The 17,281-nt window shown below is 67.6% G+C and carries 13 protein-coding genes and 1 pseudogene; 7 read left to right on the top strand and 7 right to left on the bottom strand.

Going from position 1 to position 17,281, the window contains the following annotated elements:
- The 4 genes from DVK44_RS17335 (at position 1) to DVK44_RS36420 (ending at position 5,259) form a co-directional block, all read left to right on the top strand.
- A complete protein-coding gene (locus DVK44_RS17335) occupies positions 1-1,131 on the top strand; it encodes a TetR/AcrR family transcriptional regulator (RefSeq protein ID WP_114660476.1) in 1,131 nt (376 codons plus the stop codon).
- A gap of 192 nt (positions 1,132-1,323) precedes the next feature.
- Entirely contained in the window at positions 1,324-1,704 is a 381-nt protein-coding gene (locus DVK44_RS17330) for a hypothetical protein (protein WP_114660475.1), read from the top strand.
- A 95-nt stretch (positions 1,705-1,799) separates the two neighbouring features.
- Positions 1,800-4,175, top strand: coding sequence for a hypothetical protein (locus DVK44_RS17325; protein ID WP_228447212.1), 2,376 nt, complete (start codon positions 1,800-1,802; stop codon positions 4,173-4,175).
- Between the two features lie 43 nt (positions 4,176-4,218).
- Positions 4,219-5,259 (top strand): hypothetical protein, encoded by a 1,041-nt coding sequence (locus tag DVK44_RS36420; protein WP_162793893.1) that lies wholly within the window; start codon positions 4,219-4,221, stop codon positions 5,257-5,259.
- A 61-nt stretch (positions 5,260-5,320) separates the two neighbouring features.
- Here the strand turns inward: DVK44_RS36420 and DVK44_RS17320 are convergent, their stop codons facing one another.
- Entirely contained in the window at positions 5,321-5,959 is a 639-nt protein-coding gene (locus tag DVK44_RS17320; protein WP_114660474.1) for a TetR/AcrR family transcriptional regulator, read from the bottom strand.
- Between DVK44_RS17320 and DVK44_RS17315 the strand changes: the two are divergent.
- Positions 5,856-6,293 (top strand): annotated as a pseudogene (locus DVK44_RS17315) (SDR family NAD(P)-dependent oxidoreductase); the annotation flags it as partial. The gene DVK44_RS17320 and the pseudogene DVK44_RS17315 overlap by 104 nt on opposite strands.
- Before the next feature lie 45 nt (positions 6,294-6,338).
- Positions 6,339-6,965: an NADPH-dependent F420 reductase gene (locus tag DVK44_RS17310; protein WP_114660472.1), complete on the top strand. Its 627-nt coding sequence runs from the start codon at positions 6,339-6,341 to the stop codon at positions 6,963-6,965.
- Between the two features lie 181 nt (positions 6,966-7,146).
- On the opposite strand, the gene DVK44_RS36755 is transcribed toward DVK44_RS17310, so the two are convergent.
- From DVK44_RS36755 to DVK44_RS17275, 6 genes are all read right to left on the bottom strand, one after another.
- Positions 7,147-10,263, bottom strand: coding sequence for a scabin-related ADP-ribosyltransferase (locus tag DVK44_RS36755; RefSeq protein WP_181957475.1), 3,117 nt, complete (start codon positions 10,261-10,263; stop codon positions 7,147-7,149).
- A 313-nt stretch (positions 10,264-10,576) separates the two neighbouring features.
- Positions 10,577-11,104: a hypothetical protein gene (locus tag DVK44_RS17295; protein WP_162793891.1), complete on the bottom strand. Its 528-nt coding sequence runs from the start codon at positions 11,102-11,104 to the stop codon at positions 10,577-10,579.
- A 138-nt stretch (positions 11,105-11,242) separates the two neighbouring features.
- Positions 11,243-12,649 (bottom strand): PTS ascorbate transporter subunit IIC, encoded by a 1,407-nt coding sequence (locus tag DVK44_RS17290; RefSeq protein WP_114660469.1) that lies wholly within the window; start codon positions 12,647-12,649, stop codon positions 11,243-11,245.
- Positions 12,650-12,950: 301 nt separating this feature from the next.
- On the bottom strand, positions 12,951-13,232 hold the full coding sequence (locus DVK44_RS17285) for a PTS sugar transporter subunit IIB (RefSeq protein ID WP_114660468.1): 282 nt from the start codon (positions 13,230-13,232) through the stop codon (positions 12,951-12,953).
- Positions 13,229-13,687 (bottom strand): PTS sugar transporter subunit IIA, encoded by a 459-nt coding sequence (locus DVK44_RS17280; protein WP_114660467.1) that lies wholly within the window; start codon positions 13,685-13,687, stop codon positions 13,229-13,231. Before DVK44_RS17280 ends, DVK44_RS17285 begins: the two co-directional genes overlap by 4 nt.
- Positions 13,688-13,805: 118 nt before the next feature.
- Positions 13,806-14,534 (bottom strand): GntR family transcriptional regulator, encoded by a 729-nt coding sequence (locus tag DVK44_RS17275; RefSeq protein ID WP_114660466.1) that lies wholly within the window; start codon positions 14,532-14,534, stop codon positions 13,806-13,808.
- A 193-nt stretch (positions 14,535-14,727) separates the two neighbouring features.
- On the opposite strand from DVK44_RS17275, the gene DVK44_RS17270 reads away from it, so the two are divergent.
- Positions 14,728-16,917, top strand: coding sequence for a transketolase family protein (locus tag DVK44_RS17270; protein ID WP_408055327.1), 2,190 nt, complete (start codon positions 14,728-14,730; stop codon positions 16,915-16,917).
- Positions 16,918-17,281 lie beyond the last annotated feature (364 nt).

Here is a 17,281-nt window from a genome sequence, read left to right as displayed (position 1 = left end):
GTGGCGAGACTGACCCGTGCACAGCAGCAGGAGCGGACCCGTAGGGCCGTGCTGGAGGCGGCCCGGCAGGAGTTCGCCGAGTACGGCTACGCGGAGGCCAAGATCGACCGGATGGCCGAGCGGGCCGAACTGACCAGGGGCGCGGTCTACTCGAACTTCACCGGCAAGCGCGCGCTGTATCTCGCCGTACTCGCCGACGCCGCCGAACAGGCATGGGCCGCCGCCGAGCCGCCGGTGGAATCACCCGATTCCACCGGGCGGGCCCTGGGCGCCTTCGCCAGGGTCTGGCTCGAACGGCTGCCCCTCACCGGCGACACCCCGGGGAGCGGCCATCTTCAGCTGCGTTCCCTGTCCGGAGTGCTCGACTCCGAGCCGTCCCGGACCGCGCTGGCCGAACTCTTCCGGTTCGAGGCCCTGCTGCTCGCCCTGGCGCTGGAGCCGCACACCGCCGTACGCCGCTCGACGATACGACTGGCCGAGCTGGCCCTGACCTTGCTCAACGGAGCGGCCGGTCTCGCGGAGAACGCCCCCGGGATCAGCGATCCGTTCGACCTGGCGAGCGCCGCCGAGCACCTGGCCGGCATCACCCTCCCCGACGACGGACAACCGGCACACCTCCCCTTCGTCGCTCCGGCGCGGCCGGCGGAAGACCCGTGGACGACGCCCTGCGTACTGCGCGACGAGATCACCGGCGACCGCGTCGACCTCGGCGACGACGGCGTAGTGGTCGTCCTGGGCGTAGGACGGCTGTCGGCGGCCGAGGAGGCGGTGTCCGCGGCGCGGCTGCGCGACGCGGTGACAATCGCCGTCGTGACCAGCGACCCCGCCGAGACCGGCCGACTGGCCCGGCTCCGTATCGTCGATCTCGCCGGCTCGCTGCGCCGGGTGTTCGCGGCAGGGGAACTGCCCCGGCCGCGCATTGTGTTCGACTACGACGGCGCGATTCCGGCGGCCCTCGGCCAGCCCCCGGCCGACGACCTCACCGAGGTGGCGATCCGGGTACGCGACGGGCTGATCGTGGCCCGCGCGGAAGGCCGCGGCGCCGGCCACGCCGTGACCACCCACACCACCCGCGAACACCGCCGCCAGGATGACGGCGCGAGCCCACGAAGGCCCGCGGACGAGCCGTAAACGGCCGCCGCCCCGGCCTCGGCCCCTTCTGCTCGTCCTTGACTGCCTGTCGAGCAGCTCCTTGAGCCGCTTCTCCTCGCCCGTGTCACAGCCGCTGCCCCAAGGGCAGCGGCGCTTCCCCATGCCCGAGCCCCAAAAGTTCCCCATGGCAAACTAAATCCCAACCCAGCAACCACAACAGGAGGGCAAAATATGGCCTTTGACAACGAAAAGCCAGAACAGCCCGAACTGCGGGCCGGCCCGGGCACCCCGAGCCTCGTCTCGACCCCGGCCGAGAAGCGAGCCGCGGCGGCGGCCATCAGAAACACCCTGCTGGGAGACACCAAGAAGGCAGGCGACCACGCCCACGAGAGCACCGCGAAGGCCGGATCCGCCTTCGGCGGCTGGGACACCGGCGCCGGGCTCAAGAAAGTTCAGGAGACCTGGGAGGCCCAGGTCAAGACCCTCACAGACCGCCTTCAGGGAGAAGAAGGCAAACTCCTGCGCGCGGCAGGGGACCTCCAGGGCGCCGACCTCCTGCCAAGGTCGCAGATCAACGCCATCCCCGTGAACTCACCGTTCAACGAATACTGACACCCCCACACACGCACACACGTACACACGCACACCAAAACAGCACCACAACAGCACCCAGCGGCCGAAGCCGCGCTTTTGCGGGGGATATTCACATGCTGAGCTACTACGACATCATGACGATGAACTACGGCCATCTCACCACCGCCGCGGCCAAGTGGGAGGAGATGGCAGGCGAGTTCAAGAAGGTGGAGGGCAGCTACCGCGACAGCGTCCAGAAGATCACCATGGGCCCCCACTGGATCGGTGACAGCGCGATCGCGGCCCACACCAACTTCGCCGCGACCCGCTACGAGTACCAGGCGGCCCAGACCCAGGCCAAAGCGACGGGCTCCCTCCTGCGCGATGCCCATACGCAGTTCATCGCACTCAGGAAGAACCTCACAGCGGCCCGTGACGCGGCCATAGCCGCCGGTATGAACGTCTCGGAGCAGGGCACCGTCACGGTCGACCACACCAAACTCACCGAGGGCGAACGCAACGCCCTGCGCCACGAGCCCGGATACGTCCAGAGCCTGACCCAGCCCTGGACAGACCGCATCCACGACATCGTCCGCGCTGTCACCGACCACGACCAGGGCGTCAAACTCGCCCTCGAAGCCGTCACCCTGGACTCCATAGGCGACCCCAACGACGACACCCTAGGCACCGGCTTCAACGGCCACGCCAAGGGCGACATCGAACTCTACGAAGCCGAGAACGCCGCCAACATCGCCACCCGCCTCAACGCGGGCGAGAAAATCTCCCCAGCAGAACTGGCCGAACTCCAGCGAGTCTTCCGCGACAACGCAACCAACAAGGAATTCTCGCAATCCTTCCTCAGCACCTTGGGACCCTCGAATGTCATAAAATTTAGTAACCAAATGAGCAATTTTTCGCATTCCGGAAAGGCAGGAACCAGGGAGGCGTACCGCGATCTAGGAAAAGGCTTGGCCACAACCTTGGCCACCGCCACGCATGTACCAAATTTCACATACGAGGACTCAAAAGGGAATTCAAAGCCCTACAAGTATGGGACCGAGGGTTACGAAAAATCATTCGCCGCATGGTCCAGAACTTCTGACGCAAAATTCTATAACGAGTGGCGAGAGGGCCTCAAAAAGGCCGGCACCGAAAGGTACGACCTCGATGCGGCGGGGAACAAGGTGCCCAAGAATGTCAGCAAATATGGCCACGATCAACAGGTAAACGGATATCAGAGCCTTGTCACTCTCATGCAAGAAGGGAGCGGCTACTCTCCGCAGTTCCTCGGCGACATCGCTGACGACATGATTGACGCGGAAAAGAAGGACAAGAACATCTGGAAGCTCTACGGTCGCTTCGAGGGGAAGGATGACGGCTGGTTCGCCAACGACCCGGTCGACGGAATTCTTGGACTCATGAGCAAAAACCCTGAGGCGGCCACCGGATACCTCGATTCTGCGGCCGATGGCGGAAACGGCCGTCTGGAGCATCTGCTGAAGGATCGCGACTGGGATACGGTGAAAACGACTCAATGGATGGGAAATTCCGAGATAACCAGCTCACATCACCTCTTTGAAAAAGACGTGCGCGCAGGCTTGGGACAGGCCCTGGAAGCAGCTACCCGGGGAACCGAGTCAGGGGCTCCCGGCGAGCGCTTCGGCCGTCACTCCGAAGCAGAAGCTCGCATCATGCACGAGACAATCAACCTCATTGACTACGGCGACGCCCAGGGGACAAAGGGAAACAATAGCCAACCCGGAAGAGGGGACGCACTTCTCAAAAGCGATGAATATGCGAATCTTCGAGACCCACTCGCGCGAGCCCTTGCTTCATATGCACCGGACACGGTCGAAATCATTACAGGTGAAGGAGCAGCACGCAAGGCAGGCCACGAAACTGAACTGTCGGACGGAACCGAGTCAAAGATTCAAAATAGCAGAGGCAGCATACTAAGAATTATGCGCGGCCTCTCGGATGTTCCTGCTGGATCCGAGGAGTCAAGAAATTTCGATCTTCTCTACCAGGCCCAACAAGGCTATATGACCGAGCAGCTCAGCACCGAGGACTACTCGGATGAAGCAGCTCTCAGGATCCGCGCAAGGAGGGTTGGCGAGGTTTACGGAGCACTCACGTCCCTCGGTGGCGATCTAGCACTTATTTCCGGCGATGACGTAACGTCGAATGCGAGCGACATTCGGTTCTACGGCTATCACGCCGGCGGAGTGATAATAGGAGCCATACCCTTCTTCGGGGATGCTGCGCAACGAACGCTCGACATCGGTTTGAATGAATGGCAGTCGGCTGTCTCCGCTGAGCAGGGAATGCTCGCCAGAGGCCGACTGAGTGATCTTAACGACAGCGCAGAGGACGCCCTTGAGAATTACTTCGAGAAATGGGGCAATGCCAATAATATCGATAAGTCCACGCTGGCGGATGCCATAGGCGAGGCGGGTCAGAGCTACACGAAGGGGCGCGCAGCGGCCTATTCGGCGCTGGTGCAGCCCTAACCAAAGAACGACGACAACAACAGAGAGGCCCACCTTGCCGAAGATGCACATATCCAGAAAGAAAGTCGTCGCCATTTTCCTGGCAGGCTCAGTCGCGGCAACCGCCGGAATGTTCCTCTGGTCGGACACGAATATTCTTGGGAAATCCGACTTCTGCGACGGGCAAGTCTCCTTGCCCGATCTGGAGTCTACACTCGACACGCGAGGCCGTATCTCCGCCGTCAACCCTCCGAGTTGCACAATTGAGCGAACAAGTAGATTCAGCGGATCGACTGATGCTCGAATCTCGTTCGCAACCTCGCTCGATTATCCGGATTTCCAATTCCAGACAAACGTCTGGAAGGAACCGTCAACCATGTCTTATTTCTCTGGTGAAATATCTGGAGCGGTCTCGGACACCCGAGGATGGATAATCCTCCCGAACTCCTGCTGGGATACATCGGAGCCGGCCACGCCCACGCGAGAAAGAGTCAGAACGGTCCAGGTGAAAATGGAGGAGGGTACGTCCGGCCGGGAGGACCTGGCCAGGATTCTCCTGCATTTTGCTCAGAACAAGTCTTCCGCAGCGGGCTGTCCAGACATCAAGCTGACGGACGCTCCTCAACTCTCCCATCCCGAAAGTTCCGACAGCGATACCGATTCAGACAATGCATGCGGAATCGAAGGTTTCAAGCTTCCCGGGAGCGTCTTCGTAAACAACAAGGCCAAGCCAGGATCGGAACAATACGGCGACAGAAACTCAAAGTCATGGGCCTGTGATTTGCATTTCCGAGGCCCGGGCGAACTGAAGACATCCTTCGCAGTCAGCACCGATCCAAACATAGTCGAAAACGTCAAGAACATGGACTCGCTCTCGGACCTTCCCAAGAAAGTCGGACGGATCCACGACGGCAGGATGGTATTGAACTGTGCTGGAGTCGATGTGTACTTTGGAATGAGGTTCTATCCAGAATATTCAAGAATATTGCTGGACCAGGACAAGAAGTCCTACGCCGAAGCACATCGAGCGCTGTTTCAGTCCTACATCGATTCAGCCGGAAAGCAATACAGCTGCCCCACGGTAGTCATCCCCGAGGACTACTGAACTACTACTGAGCAGCGGGGCGGAAGGGGCGGTCGCACGCCGGAAGGGGCGGCGGCAAGGGTCACGCCGTTGTGGTTTTGCTTTTCTGGGGCCAGGGTGGTGTGGGGAGGGCGTTGTTGATGAGGATGGTGGCGATGGCGGCGGCGGTGGGGAAGGATTCGGCGTTGAGGACTCGGGTGCGGGCGGAGGCGCCGTCGAGGAGCAACGCCAGTTGTTCGCCGAGTTGTTCGGGGTGGGGGGCGCCGGCTTCGCGGGCGGTTTCGGCGAGCCGTGCGGCGATGGCGAGTTTGTAGTCGCGCGCGTATTGGGACGCGGGGTGTTCGGGGTCGTGGATCTCGACGGTCGCCGCGATGTAGGGGCACAGGGGCGTGAGTTCCTCCGGGCCGGACGTGGGGACCTCGAAGACGGCGAGGAGCCGTTCGCGGGGGGTGAGGTCCGTACGGTCGAACACGCCGGCCATGACGTCGGGGTCGAACCGGCGCAGATACTCGGCGACCAGGTCGTCCTTGCCGCTGAAGTGCTGGTAGGCCGTGCGCTTCGAGACCTGGGCCACTGCGCAGAGTTGGTCCATGCCGGTGCGGTTGATGCCCTGAGCCACCGAGGAGCAGTTCCATCGCGCGTTCTCGCTGAACGCGCGCGGCACACTGTTCACCGTACAGAAGGCGTTGCCGCTGCTCAACGACGGTGGCTCGGTCTTCATGACCGGGTCGAACGCCTCCCTCAAGGGCTTCCCCGGGTGGAGTGTGTACGCGGGGAGCAAGGCCGTGCAGCAGGCGTGGGCCCGGGTGTGGCTGAACGAGCTGAGGGACCGGCGGATCCGGGTGAACGTGCTGACCCCCGGCCAGGTCGCCACAGCCAAGCAGGCGGAGTTGTTCGACGAGGAGACAAAGCGGCAGTTCGAGTCCCTCATCCCGCGGGGCGCGATGGGCCGCCCCGAGGAGATCGCGGCGGTCGCGCTGTTCCTCGCCTCGGACGACTCAAGCTATGTGAACGGGCTGGAGCTGACCACCGACGGCGGCACCACGGTGATCTGAGCGGACGGACACACCGGTACAGAGGTTGAGGAAGAGGACCGTCTCATGCGCAGCATCACCATCATCGGTACGGGAAACATGGCCCGCGCCCTCGGCACACTGGCGCTGGCCGGCGGCAACACCGTCGAGGTCATGGGCCGCGATCACACCAAGTCCGCCGACCTGGCCAAGGCTCTCGGCGGCGGCGCCACGGCGGGAGAGTGGGGCGCCGTCCCGGCCGGGGACCTCGTCATCGTCGCCCTGTTGTCCGACGGTGTCGTTCCGGCCGTCACACACTACGGAGACGCCCTCGCGGGCAAGGTCATCGTCGACATCAGCAACCCCTTCAATGCCACGTCCGACGGCCTGGCCCACCGCGAGGTCACCTCGATCGCGCGGGAAGTCGCCAAGGTGGCCCCGGCCGGCGCCAGTGTGGTGAAGGGATTCAACACCGTCTTCCGTCATGTCCTGGAGAACGGCCGGCCCGACATCTTCATCGCCGGCGACAACGCGCAGGCCAAGGCCGGTGTGGAGGCGTTCGTCAGGAGCCTCGGAATGCGCCCGTTGGACGCCGGTGGCCTGGAAATGGCGCACTGGCTGGAGGGCGCGGGTGTGCTCACGATGGGCCTCGCCCGCCACGGGGTGGGGGGCTGGGACTTCGCCCTCGGCGTTACGGAACTTCCCGCCGCCTGAGCCGCGCTGGCCCGGCCCGGCCCGCACTGCGGCAGCTTCGCCGGTTCGTGCCGTACGTGTCGTACGTACGTGTCGTACGTACGTACCGTCGGTCGTGGCGCGATCGTCTGCTCGCCCGCGCCGCGCGGGGAGCCGGGGAGCTGTGCCCCAACTCCCCTCCCCCGGCTCCCCGTTGCCGCCCTCAGTCTCGTTCGTGCGGTTCGATGTACCACTCTTCGTTCGCCTGGTACTCGCCCCACGTACCGTCCGGCTGGAGCTTCCATACGCCCCTGATGTACCCCGAGTCGATGCCGCCGGGGAACGCGATCTCGTTCTCGCTGGCCCAGCGGCTGTCACTGCCGAAGGTGGCGTTCACGTCGATACCGCCCGGCGCGACGATGTCGTAGCGGTACTGGGCGCTCTCGTAGAGCAGATCCGGCTCGGTATTGGTCGTCGTCCCGACGAAGGACGATCCCGTGTTCGACACTACGTAGTCGTACAGGTTCGAGTAGCTCGGATCCCTGGGCTCGAAGCCGTTCAGGAAGATGTCCTCCGGGGGGCGGTCGTCGAAGCGGTAGAGCGTCTCGTCCGACTCGCGCCACACCACCTCGTCCGGGATACCCGACACATCCGCGTCCGGGTCGGTCGCGACCTCGGGGTGCGGGTTCGGCTTCGGCCCCTTCTGCTTGTCCTTGGCCGCCTTGTCGAGCTTCTCCTGGGCTTCCCTCTCGGCCTCTTTCTGCTTGGCTTCCAGGTCCTTGACGGCCTTTTCGAGCTTCTCCTTGGCCTCTTGTTCCTGCTTCTCCTTCTCCTTGGCCGCCTTGTCGAGCAGCTCCTTGAGCCGCTTCTCCTCGTCCGTGTCGCAGCTGCTGCCCCCGCCCGGCGTGAGCGCGGAGTTGCTGCCGCCGCTGTTCCCGTCCCAGGCGTTCTTGGCCGCGTCCTCGGCGTCCTGATACGTGTCGAAACCGGGGACGGCGGCGCTGCTGACGGACAGGGAGGTAGCGGCGAACACCGCCATGGCGGACTGCACTTGCTCCGTGGTGGAGCCGACGCCGCCACTGGCGCCGGCGGCCAGGATGATCCGGCCGCTGGAGTACGGGACCGATGAGGTGAGGCCGCTGGAGCGGTTCCCGGACTTGGCGGACTGATCGCAATCGTCGTCCGGCTCGTCCGGGTCATCATCCGGGTCATCGGGATCGTCCGGGTCTTCCGAGTCATCCGGGTCGGGCTCCCCGTCGGACTTGCCGCTGCTGCTGGACCCGCCCGAGGAGCCGCCTGAAGCCCCTCCTGAAGAACCGCCTGAAGCCCCACCCGAAGCCCCGCCGGAGGAACCGCCTGACGCGCCGCCGGAGGAACCGCCGCTGCTGCCGCCACTGCTCCCGCCGGAGGAACCGCCTGACGCGCCGCCGGAGGAACCGCCGCTGCTGCCGCCACTGCTCCCGCCGGAGCTGGAGCCGCCCGAGCTGGAGCCGCCCGAAGAGCCACCTATCGCGCCACCTACGGCACCTCCAACGGCACCGCCCACTGAGCCGCCCGAGCCACCCGAGGCGGAACCACCGGACGAGCCGCCGGACGAACCACCGCTGCTGCCGCCGGAACTTGAACCGCCGGAGCTGGAACCACCGCTACTGCCGCCGCTGGCGCCGCCGCTAGCGCCGCCCGAACTCGAACCACCGGACAAACCGCCGCTGGAGCCGCCGGAGCTGGAGCCACCGGACGAACCGCCCGAAGCCCCGCCCGAAGCCCCACCGCTGCTGCCGCCACTGGCGCCGCCCGAACTTGAACCACCGGAACTCGAACCGCCCGAAGAGCCACCAGAGGCTCCGCCTACGGCCGCGCCTCCGCCGTCGTCGTTTCCACCGTCGCTTCCGCCGGAACTGGAACCACCCGAGCTGGAGCCACCGGAGCTGGAACCGCCGGAACTGGAACCGCCGGAACTGGAACCGCCCGAGCTGGAGCCACCGGAGCTGGAACCGCCTACAGCGGCAGCTCCTCCGTCGTCGTCATCGTCGTTTCCACCGCTACTGCCACCGGAAGCACTCCCACCGGATGTAGTACTCCCGCCGTTGTTCCCACCGGAGCTGGAGCCGCCCGACGTGCCTCCGGACGTCCCCCCGGATGTACCACCGGACGTACCGCCGGACGTACCGCCGCTGCCGCTACTACCCCCGGAGCCGGAACCCCCGGAGGCCCCGCCCACGACGGACCCTCCGCCGTTGTCGTTGCCGCCGTCGCTACCGCTACTGCCGTTACTGCCACCGGAGTTCGAGCCTCCCGAAGCGGCCCCGCCCGAGTTGGTGCCCCCGGAGGCCGCGCCCTCGTCATCGCCTCCGCCGCCGCCCGAGTTGTTGCCGCCGGAGGCCGCGCCCTCGTCGCCGCCACCGTTGGCACCGCCACCGTCAACGCCGCCGTTCGCACCGCCCGAACCGGAAGTACCGTTGTCACCGCCGCCGTTGGCGCTACCCGTACCGCCGTCAGTGCCACCCGTACCGCCGTTGTCGCCGCCGCCCGTACCGCCGTTGGCCCCGCCGCTCGCGCCCCCCGTACCGCCGGTACCGCCCGTACCACCCGTATCGCCGCCACCACCGCCACCGCCACCGCCACCACCGCCGCCTCCCCCGCCGCCGGCCGTTCCGCACGACGCGTCGACGATGTTGCAGACCACCGTCCTGAGCCCGTCCCCGACGCGGTTCGACACGCCGCCGGTGACCAGGGCCGCGATGATCAGGGCGACGAGGACGACCAGCCCCACGTACTCCACGGTCGCCTGCCCCCGCTGGCGCCGTCGGACGCGTAGGCGGGAGAGCGAGAGCCGGGCGAGCAACCGGGCGAACAGCTCGCGTGGGCTTTCCGTCCGTACGGGCACCCCGAACCACTCGCGGCTCTCGGGCCGGGAGAGGAACGTCAGGATCATCACCGGCAGCAGCAGCTGGCTGAGGCCGCGGTACGAACCGGCGGCGAGGTTGAGCAGGCTGCTGACGACCAGCCATATCTGGAGTGCGGCCAGACCGCCCCAGACCCGTCGGCCACGCGGGCCGCGCGGGCGCTGTGGGATGTACCACGCGAGCAGCCAGGACAGCGTTCCCGGCCCGGCCGCGTACAGCGCGATGGCGACGAGCCCCGGAGACATCACCCCGCCGGCGGCGGACCCGGTGATCACCCCGAATACGCCGAGGCAGGTGAGCGCGAACAGCACGTGGAGCAGCACCCACGCGGCCCTGAGCGACGCGGGCAACGCGCGCCGATCGCCCTTGGACGGCGCCTGGTTGCCCGTGTGCGCGGCAACGCCGGTATGCGCATGGAGACCGAGTCCGGACAAGTGCCCCACCCAACGTGGCTCGTCTGCAACTGAATTGATCAGCACACACGGCACATGCGGGTCGGGCCGGCAGCGCTCACATCCGTTCGCCAGGGCCGCCGCACTGCTTCTCGACCACTCGTGCCTTGCGTGTTCCCTCGTACGCGTTCCCCCGTGGTCCCCCACATACGTTCCGGCACGTTAGGCCCTGCCCGCCCCGGAGGACAGGGCCCGTGGGCCCACACGTGGGCCCAAACACGCACCCGACACGGCCCGTCACGCACGAAAAAGCGAGGGCCGTCTTGCGTGAAGAGAGACCTTGACGACGTATCGGTCAGATCTCACCGATCCGCCAGGCGACCATTCCTGACGCCCCGTCACCACCCACAATGTCGAAGCGGACCATTTGTGTCTCCGCTACCGTGAATCGTTCGGAGGCCAAGGATTCATCGCATGCGATGGTCTTCTTCGGGATGCCGACAGTGGGCGTGAAGGTGACCGCCACGCTTCCGTGCCCGACGCACACCACAGTCAGTCGGTACTTCTTGTCCTTGTTGAACGAAGGCTGCGTATGAGCGCCGTCGGTCACGCGCTCCAGCCCCGATTCGACCAGTTTCTCTCCCGATGCCGTGGCCTCGATCGCGGCACGCGCCCGGTCTCCGAGCTTCTTCTCCTCCTGTGCGGAGGAGGTTTCGGATACGGATGCATGGGGCGTCCGCGGCGCCTCGCTCTCACCCGGACCGGTGCCGGAATCCGCGGTGCAGGACGTCAGCAAGGGAAGGAAAACAAAGGCCGAACCAAGCAACCATGCCCGGCGCCGCGCCGTGGTCGTGGACGTAGACGTAGACGTAGACGTGGTCATGGACGTGGCCCCTCCGCGATAAGTGAGTGCGGGCCCCCTTCCCCAGAGAGGGAAAGGGGGCCCGCACTCGGGCGTTACGTCTGCATGGTGTCAGGCCGCTGGCCGCTCAGGCCGCCGGCCGCTCAGGACACCAGTTGCTCAGGCCACCGGCTGCTCGGCCGGGGTGTCGTCCGTGTCCGTTGGCTGCGCCGCCGCCTTCGCTGTTTCTCTGCGCGTGGTGATCGCGCTGCCCACGACCACCGCGACCAGGGAGGCCAGGATCAGGATGATGACCGCCGCGTGGCCCCAGCGGACCGCGCTGCCCAGGAGGAAGCCGGAGACTCCGAAGTCGGCGTCGGAGAAGGTGGAGTTGGCGAGGCCGACATCGCCCAGGAAGGGGAGGACGAGGAGCGGGAGGAAGGTGATCATCAGGCCGTTGGTCATGGCGCCCAGGACCGCGCCGCGCCGGCCGCCCGTCGCGTTGCCGATGACACCGGAGGCGGCGCCCGTCATGAAGTGGGCGACGATGCCGGGGATGATGATCGTGCCGCCGACCGCGACCAGGATGCCCATCCCGATCAGACCGCCGACGAAGCTGGCGAGGAAGCCGATCAGGACCGCGTTCGGGGCGAAGGTGAAGACGATCGGGACGTCGAGCGCGGGCTTGGCGTTGGGGACCAGCTTCTCGGAGATGCCCTTGAAGGCGGGGATGATCTCGGCGAGGACGACCCGTACACCGGCCAGGATGATGAACACACCCGCGGAGAACTTACCGGCCTGCATGACCGCCCACAGCAGGAACCACTGGCCGCCGCTCAGCTCGGACTCGACGTAACCCGGGCCCGCCACCAGCGTCACCAGCAGGTAGATGATGCCCATCGAGACCGCGATGACGACCGTGGTGTCACGGAGGAAGCCGAGGTTCTTGGGGATCTTGAGGTCCTCGGTGGACTTCTTCGTGTCACCGACCAGCTTGCCGACCAGACCGCTGGTCGCGATACCGAAGTTGCCGGTGTGACCGAGCGCCACGTTGTCCTGCTTGGTGACCTTGCGCATCCAGGGCTGTACGAGGGCCGGGGAGAGCGTGGTGACCAGGCCCTGCGCCAGGGCGCCCCAGAGGATCGCCTGCCAGGTGCTGAAGCCGTTGGCGATGAGGATGACGGCGATCATCGCGGCGAGGTAGAGCGCGACATGGCCGGACATGTAGATGTACTTGAAGCGGGTGAACCGCGCCAGCAGCACATTGACGACCATGCCGAAGAAGAAGATCAACGCGGCCTGCGAGCCGTAGTCCGTCAGCACCTTGCCGACGATCGCCTCGTTGTTCGGTACGACGCCCTGCACACCGAAGGCGTGCTGGAACATCTCGCCGAACGGCGTCAGCGCGTCGGACACCACCCCCGCGCCGGCGGCCAGCACCAGGAAGCCGACAAACGCCTTGATCGTGCCCTTGAGGGTGTCCGACAGGGACTTGCGCTGGAGTACGAGCCCCAGCAGGGCGATCAGTCCGATGATCACGGATGGCTCGCGGAAGATGTCCACGAAGGTATTCAGAACGCTGTTCACGGGGATACGCCTCTCTGCGGGCACGACTGCGCCCGACGGGGCGCGGGCGTGGGCGTGTGTCTACGGGCACGACTGGGGGCAGGACGTCGGCGGGCAGGGGGATCCGCGCTCCCGCCCCCCGTCTCCGTCGGCCTCGTACAGCTGGCGCTGGCGAGAGGGTCGGACGCTGGGGCGGGTCAGGACGTTCCTTGAAGGGGGTGGTGCGGGGGTAGTGATGGGGACGGGGGTGTTGATGGGGACGTACGTAATAAGGGGGGACGGGGAGGGTCGGGGAGGGCGCCCGAGCGCGCCGGGCGCACGGTCAGAGCGCCCCGTGCCTCACCGCCGCGGCCTTCACCGCTTCGCGCAGCTCGTCCTTGTCGATGATGCTGTTCAGTACGACGACATCACCGAGCCCGGCCGCCGCCTCCTCCAGATCCTTCGCGACGAAGAAGACGTCGGCGCTGTCCGGACCGGCCGAGCTGATGTCGCAGTGCTCCACCGAGACATCCGGGAGCTGAAGCTCACGGACGATGTCCTCGATGTTCATCCGCACCATGAAACTGCTGCCGAGCCCGGTGCTGCACATGGCCAGGAACTTCATCGGTCCTCCTCGAATCGCTTGATCAACGTGGTGACTTCGGCCGCCGAGCCCGCCGCGCGCAGCGCCTCGCGGGTCTCCGTGTCCGACAGAATGCGGGCGAGCGACGACATCGCCGTGGTGTGCGCCGTGGCGTCGACCGCCGCGAAGCAGAAGTAGAGGTCGACGGCGTGCTCCGGCAGGTCCAGCAGCGGGGCGGGACCCTCGGTGAGCCGCAGCATCGAGAGCGACGTCCGTACGGCACCGGCCTCGGGCCGCGCGTGGGCCAGCGCGATCCCGTAACCGAGGTGGATGTACGTACCGCCCGCGGCGATCGACTCGATCATCGCGTCGACATAGCCGGCCGTGATGTCGCCGGCGGCGAGGAGGGGTTCCGCGACCTGGGTCACGGCCTGCCGCCAGGTCAGGCTGTCGCTGGAGAAACGTATCTTCTCCGCCGTCAGCAGTTCGCTGAGCATTTCTGTTCTCCGTAGGTTGAAGAGGACCGCTACTCCGTGGGCGACCGCGGTGCCATGGACTACCGCGGCGCCATGGACTACCGCGGCGCCATGGACTACCGCGGCTCGCTGACGACCGCTACTCGGCGTCCGCGATGATGTCGAACGACAGCTCCGCCGTCTGCGGCAGAAACTTCGACGTCCCGTGGATCACCGGTTTCCGGTTGAGGTCGAACACCCTCGACGTCGCCAGCAGCAGGGGCGAGCCCCCCTCCACCCCCAGCAGCTCCGCCTCTCGCCGGTCGCACGCGTGCAGACCGACGACGATCTCGTTCCGCGCGAGCAGCACATCGTGGTGCGCGCGCAGATACGCGTAGAGGGAGGTGGAGGAGAAGTCCGCGGTCAGAACCGACTCGAACCGCTCCGCCTCCACATACGACTCCGCGAGGTGGTGCACCACCCCGTTCACCCGGCGCAGCCGCTCCAGCCGGATGACGGACGCGGCCGGGCTGATGTCGAGCGCGGCGCCGAGCCGCGCGCCCGCCCGCACCCGTTTCTGGGCGAGCACCTCGGAGGTGACGGTGTGCCCCTGCCGGCTCATCTGGGTGAAGAAGCCGGTGACCTCGCTGACGAACCGCTCCCGGTGCTTCAGCGCGTAACGGGGGCGGGTGACGAAGGTGCCCCGGCCGTGCTCGCGGATGAGGTGGCCGTCATTGACCAGCTCCTCCACCGCGCGGCGCAGTGTGATGCGGCTCACCGCGTACTCCTCGCAGAGCGCCGCCTCCGGAGGAAGCTGGCCCCCCACGGGGAGATCACTGACCCGGCGCAGCAGATGGTCGCGCACCTGGGCGTACTTGTGCTCGGCCATCCGGGGTCTCCTCGTCGAGTCCTTGTGTCATCAAGACGTCATAATGACCACAACCCCAGAAGACGTCAATAGGCAATTCGCTTGTAACACTCCGGCCTCCCTCAGGCCCATGAGATCGGCCCCTGGCGCGGAATCAGCGGTGGGTTACGTTGTCCTGAGTCATCATGACGACATGATCTCTTAGGAGCCCGCCGTGACCCTCCCCGCCGTCGGTACGACCAGCCCCGCTCCCCGTACGACCAGCCCCGCTCCCGGTACGACCAGCCCCGCGCTCGGCACGAACGACCGCCGCGCCATCGCCGTGGCCCGTGCCCTCGCCATGGACGCCGTCGAGTCGGCCGGATCCGGCCACCCCGGCACCGCGCTGGCGCTCGCGCCCGTCGCGCATCTGCTGTTCCAGCGGCACATACGGCACGATCCGGCGGACGCGGCGTGGGAGGGGCGCGACCGGTTCGTGCTCTCCTGCGGGCACGCGAGCATCCTCCAGTACACCCAGCTCTACTTCACGGGGTACGGGCTCGACCTCGACGACCTGCGAAGCTTCCGGCAGCTCGGCTCCCTGACGCCCGGTCACCCCGAACTCGGGCACACCACCGGCGTCGAGATGACGACCGGGCCGCTCGGGCAGGGCGTCGCCACCGCCGTGGGCATGGCCATGGCGCTCAAGCGGGACGAGGGCCGGTTCACGGGCGACAGCGGCGGCAGCGGCAGCGGCAGCGGCAGCGGCAGCGGGGACAATGCCGGCGACGGCACCGGGATCCCCGCCCGTACCGTCTGGGTGCTCTGCTCCGACGGCGACCTCCAGGAAGGCATCTCGTACGAGGCCGGCGCGCTCGCCGGGCGGCACCGCCTCGACAACCTCGTCGTCGTCTGGGACGACAACAGCATCCAGATCGAGGGCTCCACCGATCTGACCACCCGTGAGGACACCGCCGCCCGCTTCGCCGCGCAGGGCTGGTACGTCCAGACCGTCGGCCTCGGCGCCGACGGCGACATCGACACCGACGCGCTCGACGGCGCGCTCTCCACCGCGCACGCCACCGAGGGCCGGCCCAGCCTGATCGTGCTGAAGTCGCAGATCGCCTGGCCCGCGCCGCACGCCGTCAACACGCCCGCCGCGCACGGCGCGCCGCTCGGCGCGGCCGAAGTCGCCGCCACGAAGGCGCTGTTGGGCGTGGCCGCCGAGCCGTTCACCGTACCGGCCGACGTCCTGGAGCACACCAGGGCCGCCCTGGGGCGCGGCGCCGAGCTGCACCGCGCCTGGGACAAGGCGCTGGCCGAGTGGAGCGCGGCGCACCCGGAGCGGGCCGCCGCGCGCGAGCGCGCGATCCGGCCGCTCGACGCGGCGGAGGTGGCCGGCGCCGAGGCCGCGCTGCCCGCCTTCGAGACGGGCGCCTCGATCGCGCCCCGCGACGCGTCCGGCCAGGTCATCCAGGCGCTCGCCGCGCGGCTGCCGCGCCTGTGGGGCGGCAGCGCCGACCTGGGCGACAGCAACCGTACGACCATCGCCGACGGCGGCTCCTTCCTCCCCGTAGGGGAGGAGCAGAACGGCGGTCCCGCCGGGCGCAACATTCACTGGGGCGTACGCGAGCACGCCATGGCCGCCGCGCTCAACGGCATCGCCATCGTCGGCTACGACACCCCCTTCGCCGGCACGTTCCTCGTCTTCAGCGACTACGAGCGTCCGTCGCTGCGCCTCGCGGCCCTGATGCGGCTGCCCGTCGTCCACGTCTGGTCGCACGACTCCGTGGCGCTCGGCGCCGATGGCCCGACCCACCAGCCGATCGAACACCTCGCCTCGCTGCGCGCGATGCCGGGCCTCTCCGTGGTCCGCCCGGCCGACGCCGCCGAGACCGCCGCCGCCTGGCTGAGCGCCCTGGCGCGGCCGGGCGCGGGCCGCCCCGGGCCGGTCGGGCTGGTGCTGGCGCGCCAGGGTCTGCCGGTGCTGCCGACACCCGCCGAGGCGGTACGGGAGGGTGTGGCGCGCGGGGCGTATGTGGTGGCAGGGGCCGGTGAGACGGCCGATGTCATCCTGCTGGCCAGCGGCAGCGAGGTGGCCCTGGCACTCGCCGGGCGGGCGGCGCTCGCGGAGCGCGGGATCGGCGCGCGCGTCGTCTCCGTACCGTGCAAGGACTGGTTCGCCGAGCAGGACGCGGCGTACCGGGACGCGGTGCTCCCGCCGTCGGTCCGCGCGCGCGTGGTCGTCGAGGCGGCGTCGGTCTTCGGCTGGCACGACCTGATCGGCGACGCGGGACGCGCCGTGACGATCGACGGGTTCGGGCTGTCGGCGTCGGCGTCGGACGCGATGACGGCGAAGGGGATGACGGCGGACGCGGTGGTCGCGGCGGCGCTGGAATCGCTCGGCGCGGTGGGATCCCACTGATCGGCCGCGTGTGCCTGATGGTCCCTGAGCTGCCGAGTCGCTGAGTCCCGTCCGGCCGCGCTGTCCGGTTCGCGACCGTGCCCGCAGCCCGAACGCGTGCGGCGGACGGGACCCCGCGCGCCATGGGTTACGTTCGGCGGGACCGGTCCGACCAGGGGCCGGCGACCAGCGACCGGGAGCGTACGCGTGGCAGTCGGAACCGGCAGCGGCAACGGCAGCGGCGGCGGCGCCGCCGGCGCGGGAGGTACAGACGGCGGCACGGGAAGCACAGCAAGCGCTGGAGGCACGGGGAACGGCGGACCGAGCGGCGCCGGAGCGGGCGGGACCGGGCCGGGCGGCGGGCCGAACGGCGGCTCCCCGGGAG

Origin of the sequence: Streptomyces paludis (genome assembly GCF_003344965.1) — a bacterium.
Lineage (GTDB): Bacteria > Actinomycetota > Actinomycetes > Streptomycetales > Streptomycetaceae > Streptomyces > Streptomyces paludis.
This window is presented reverse-complemented; position numbering and strand designations above follow the sequence as displayed.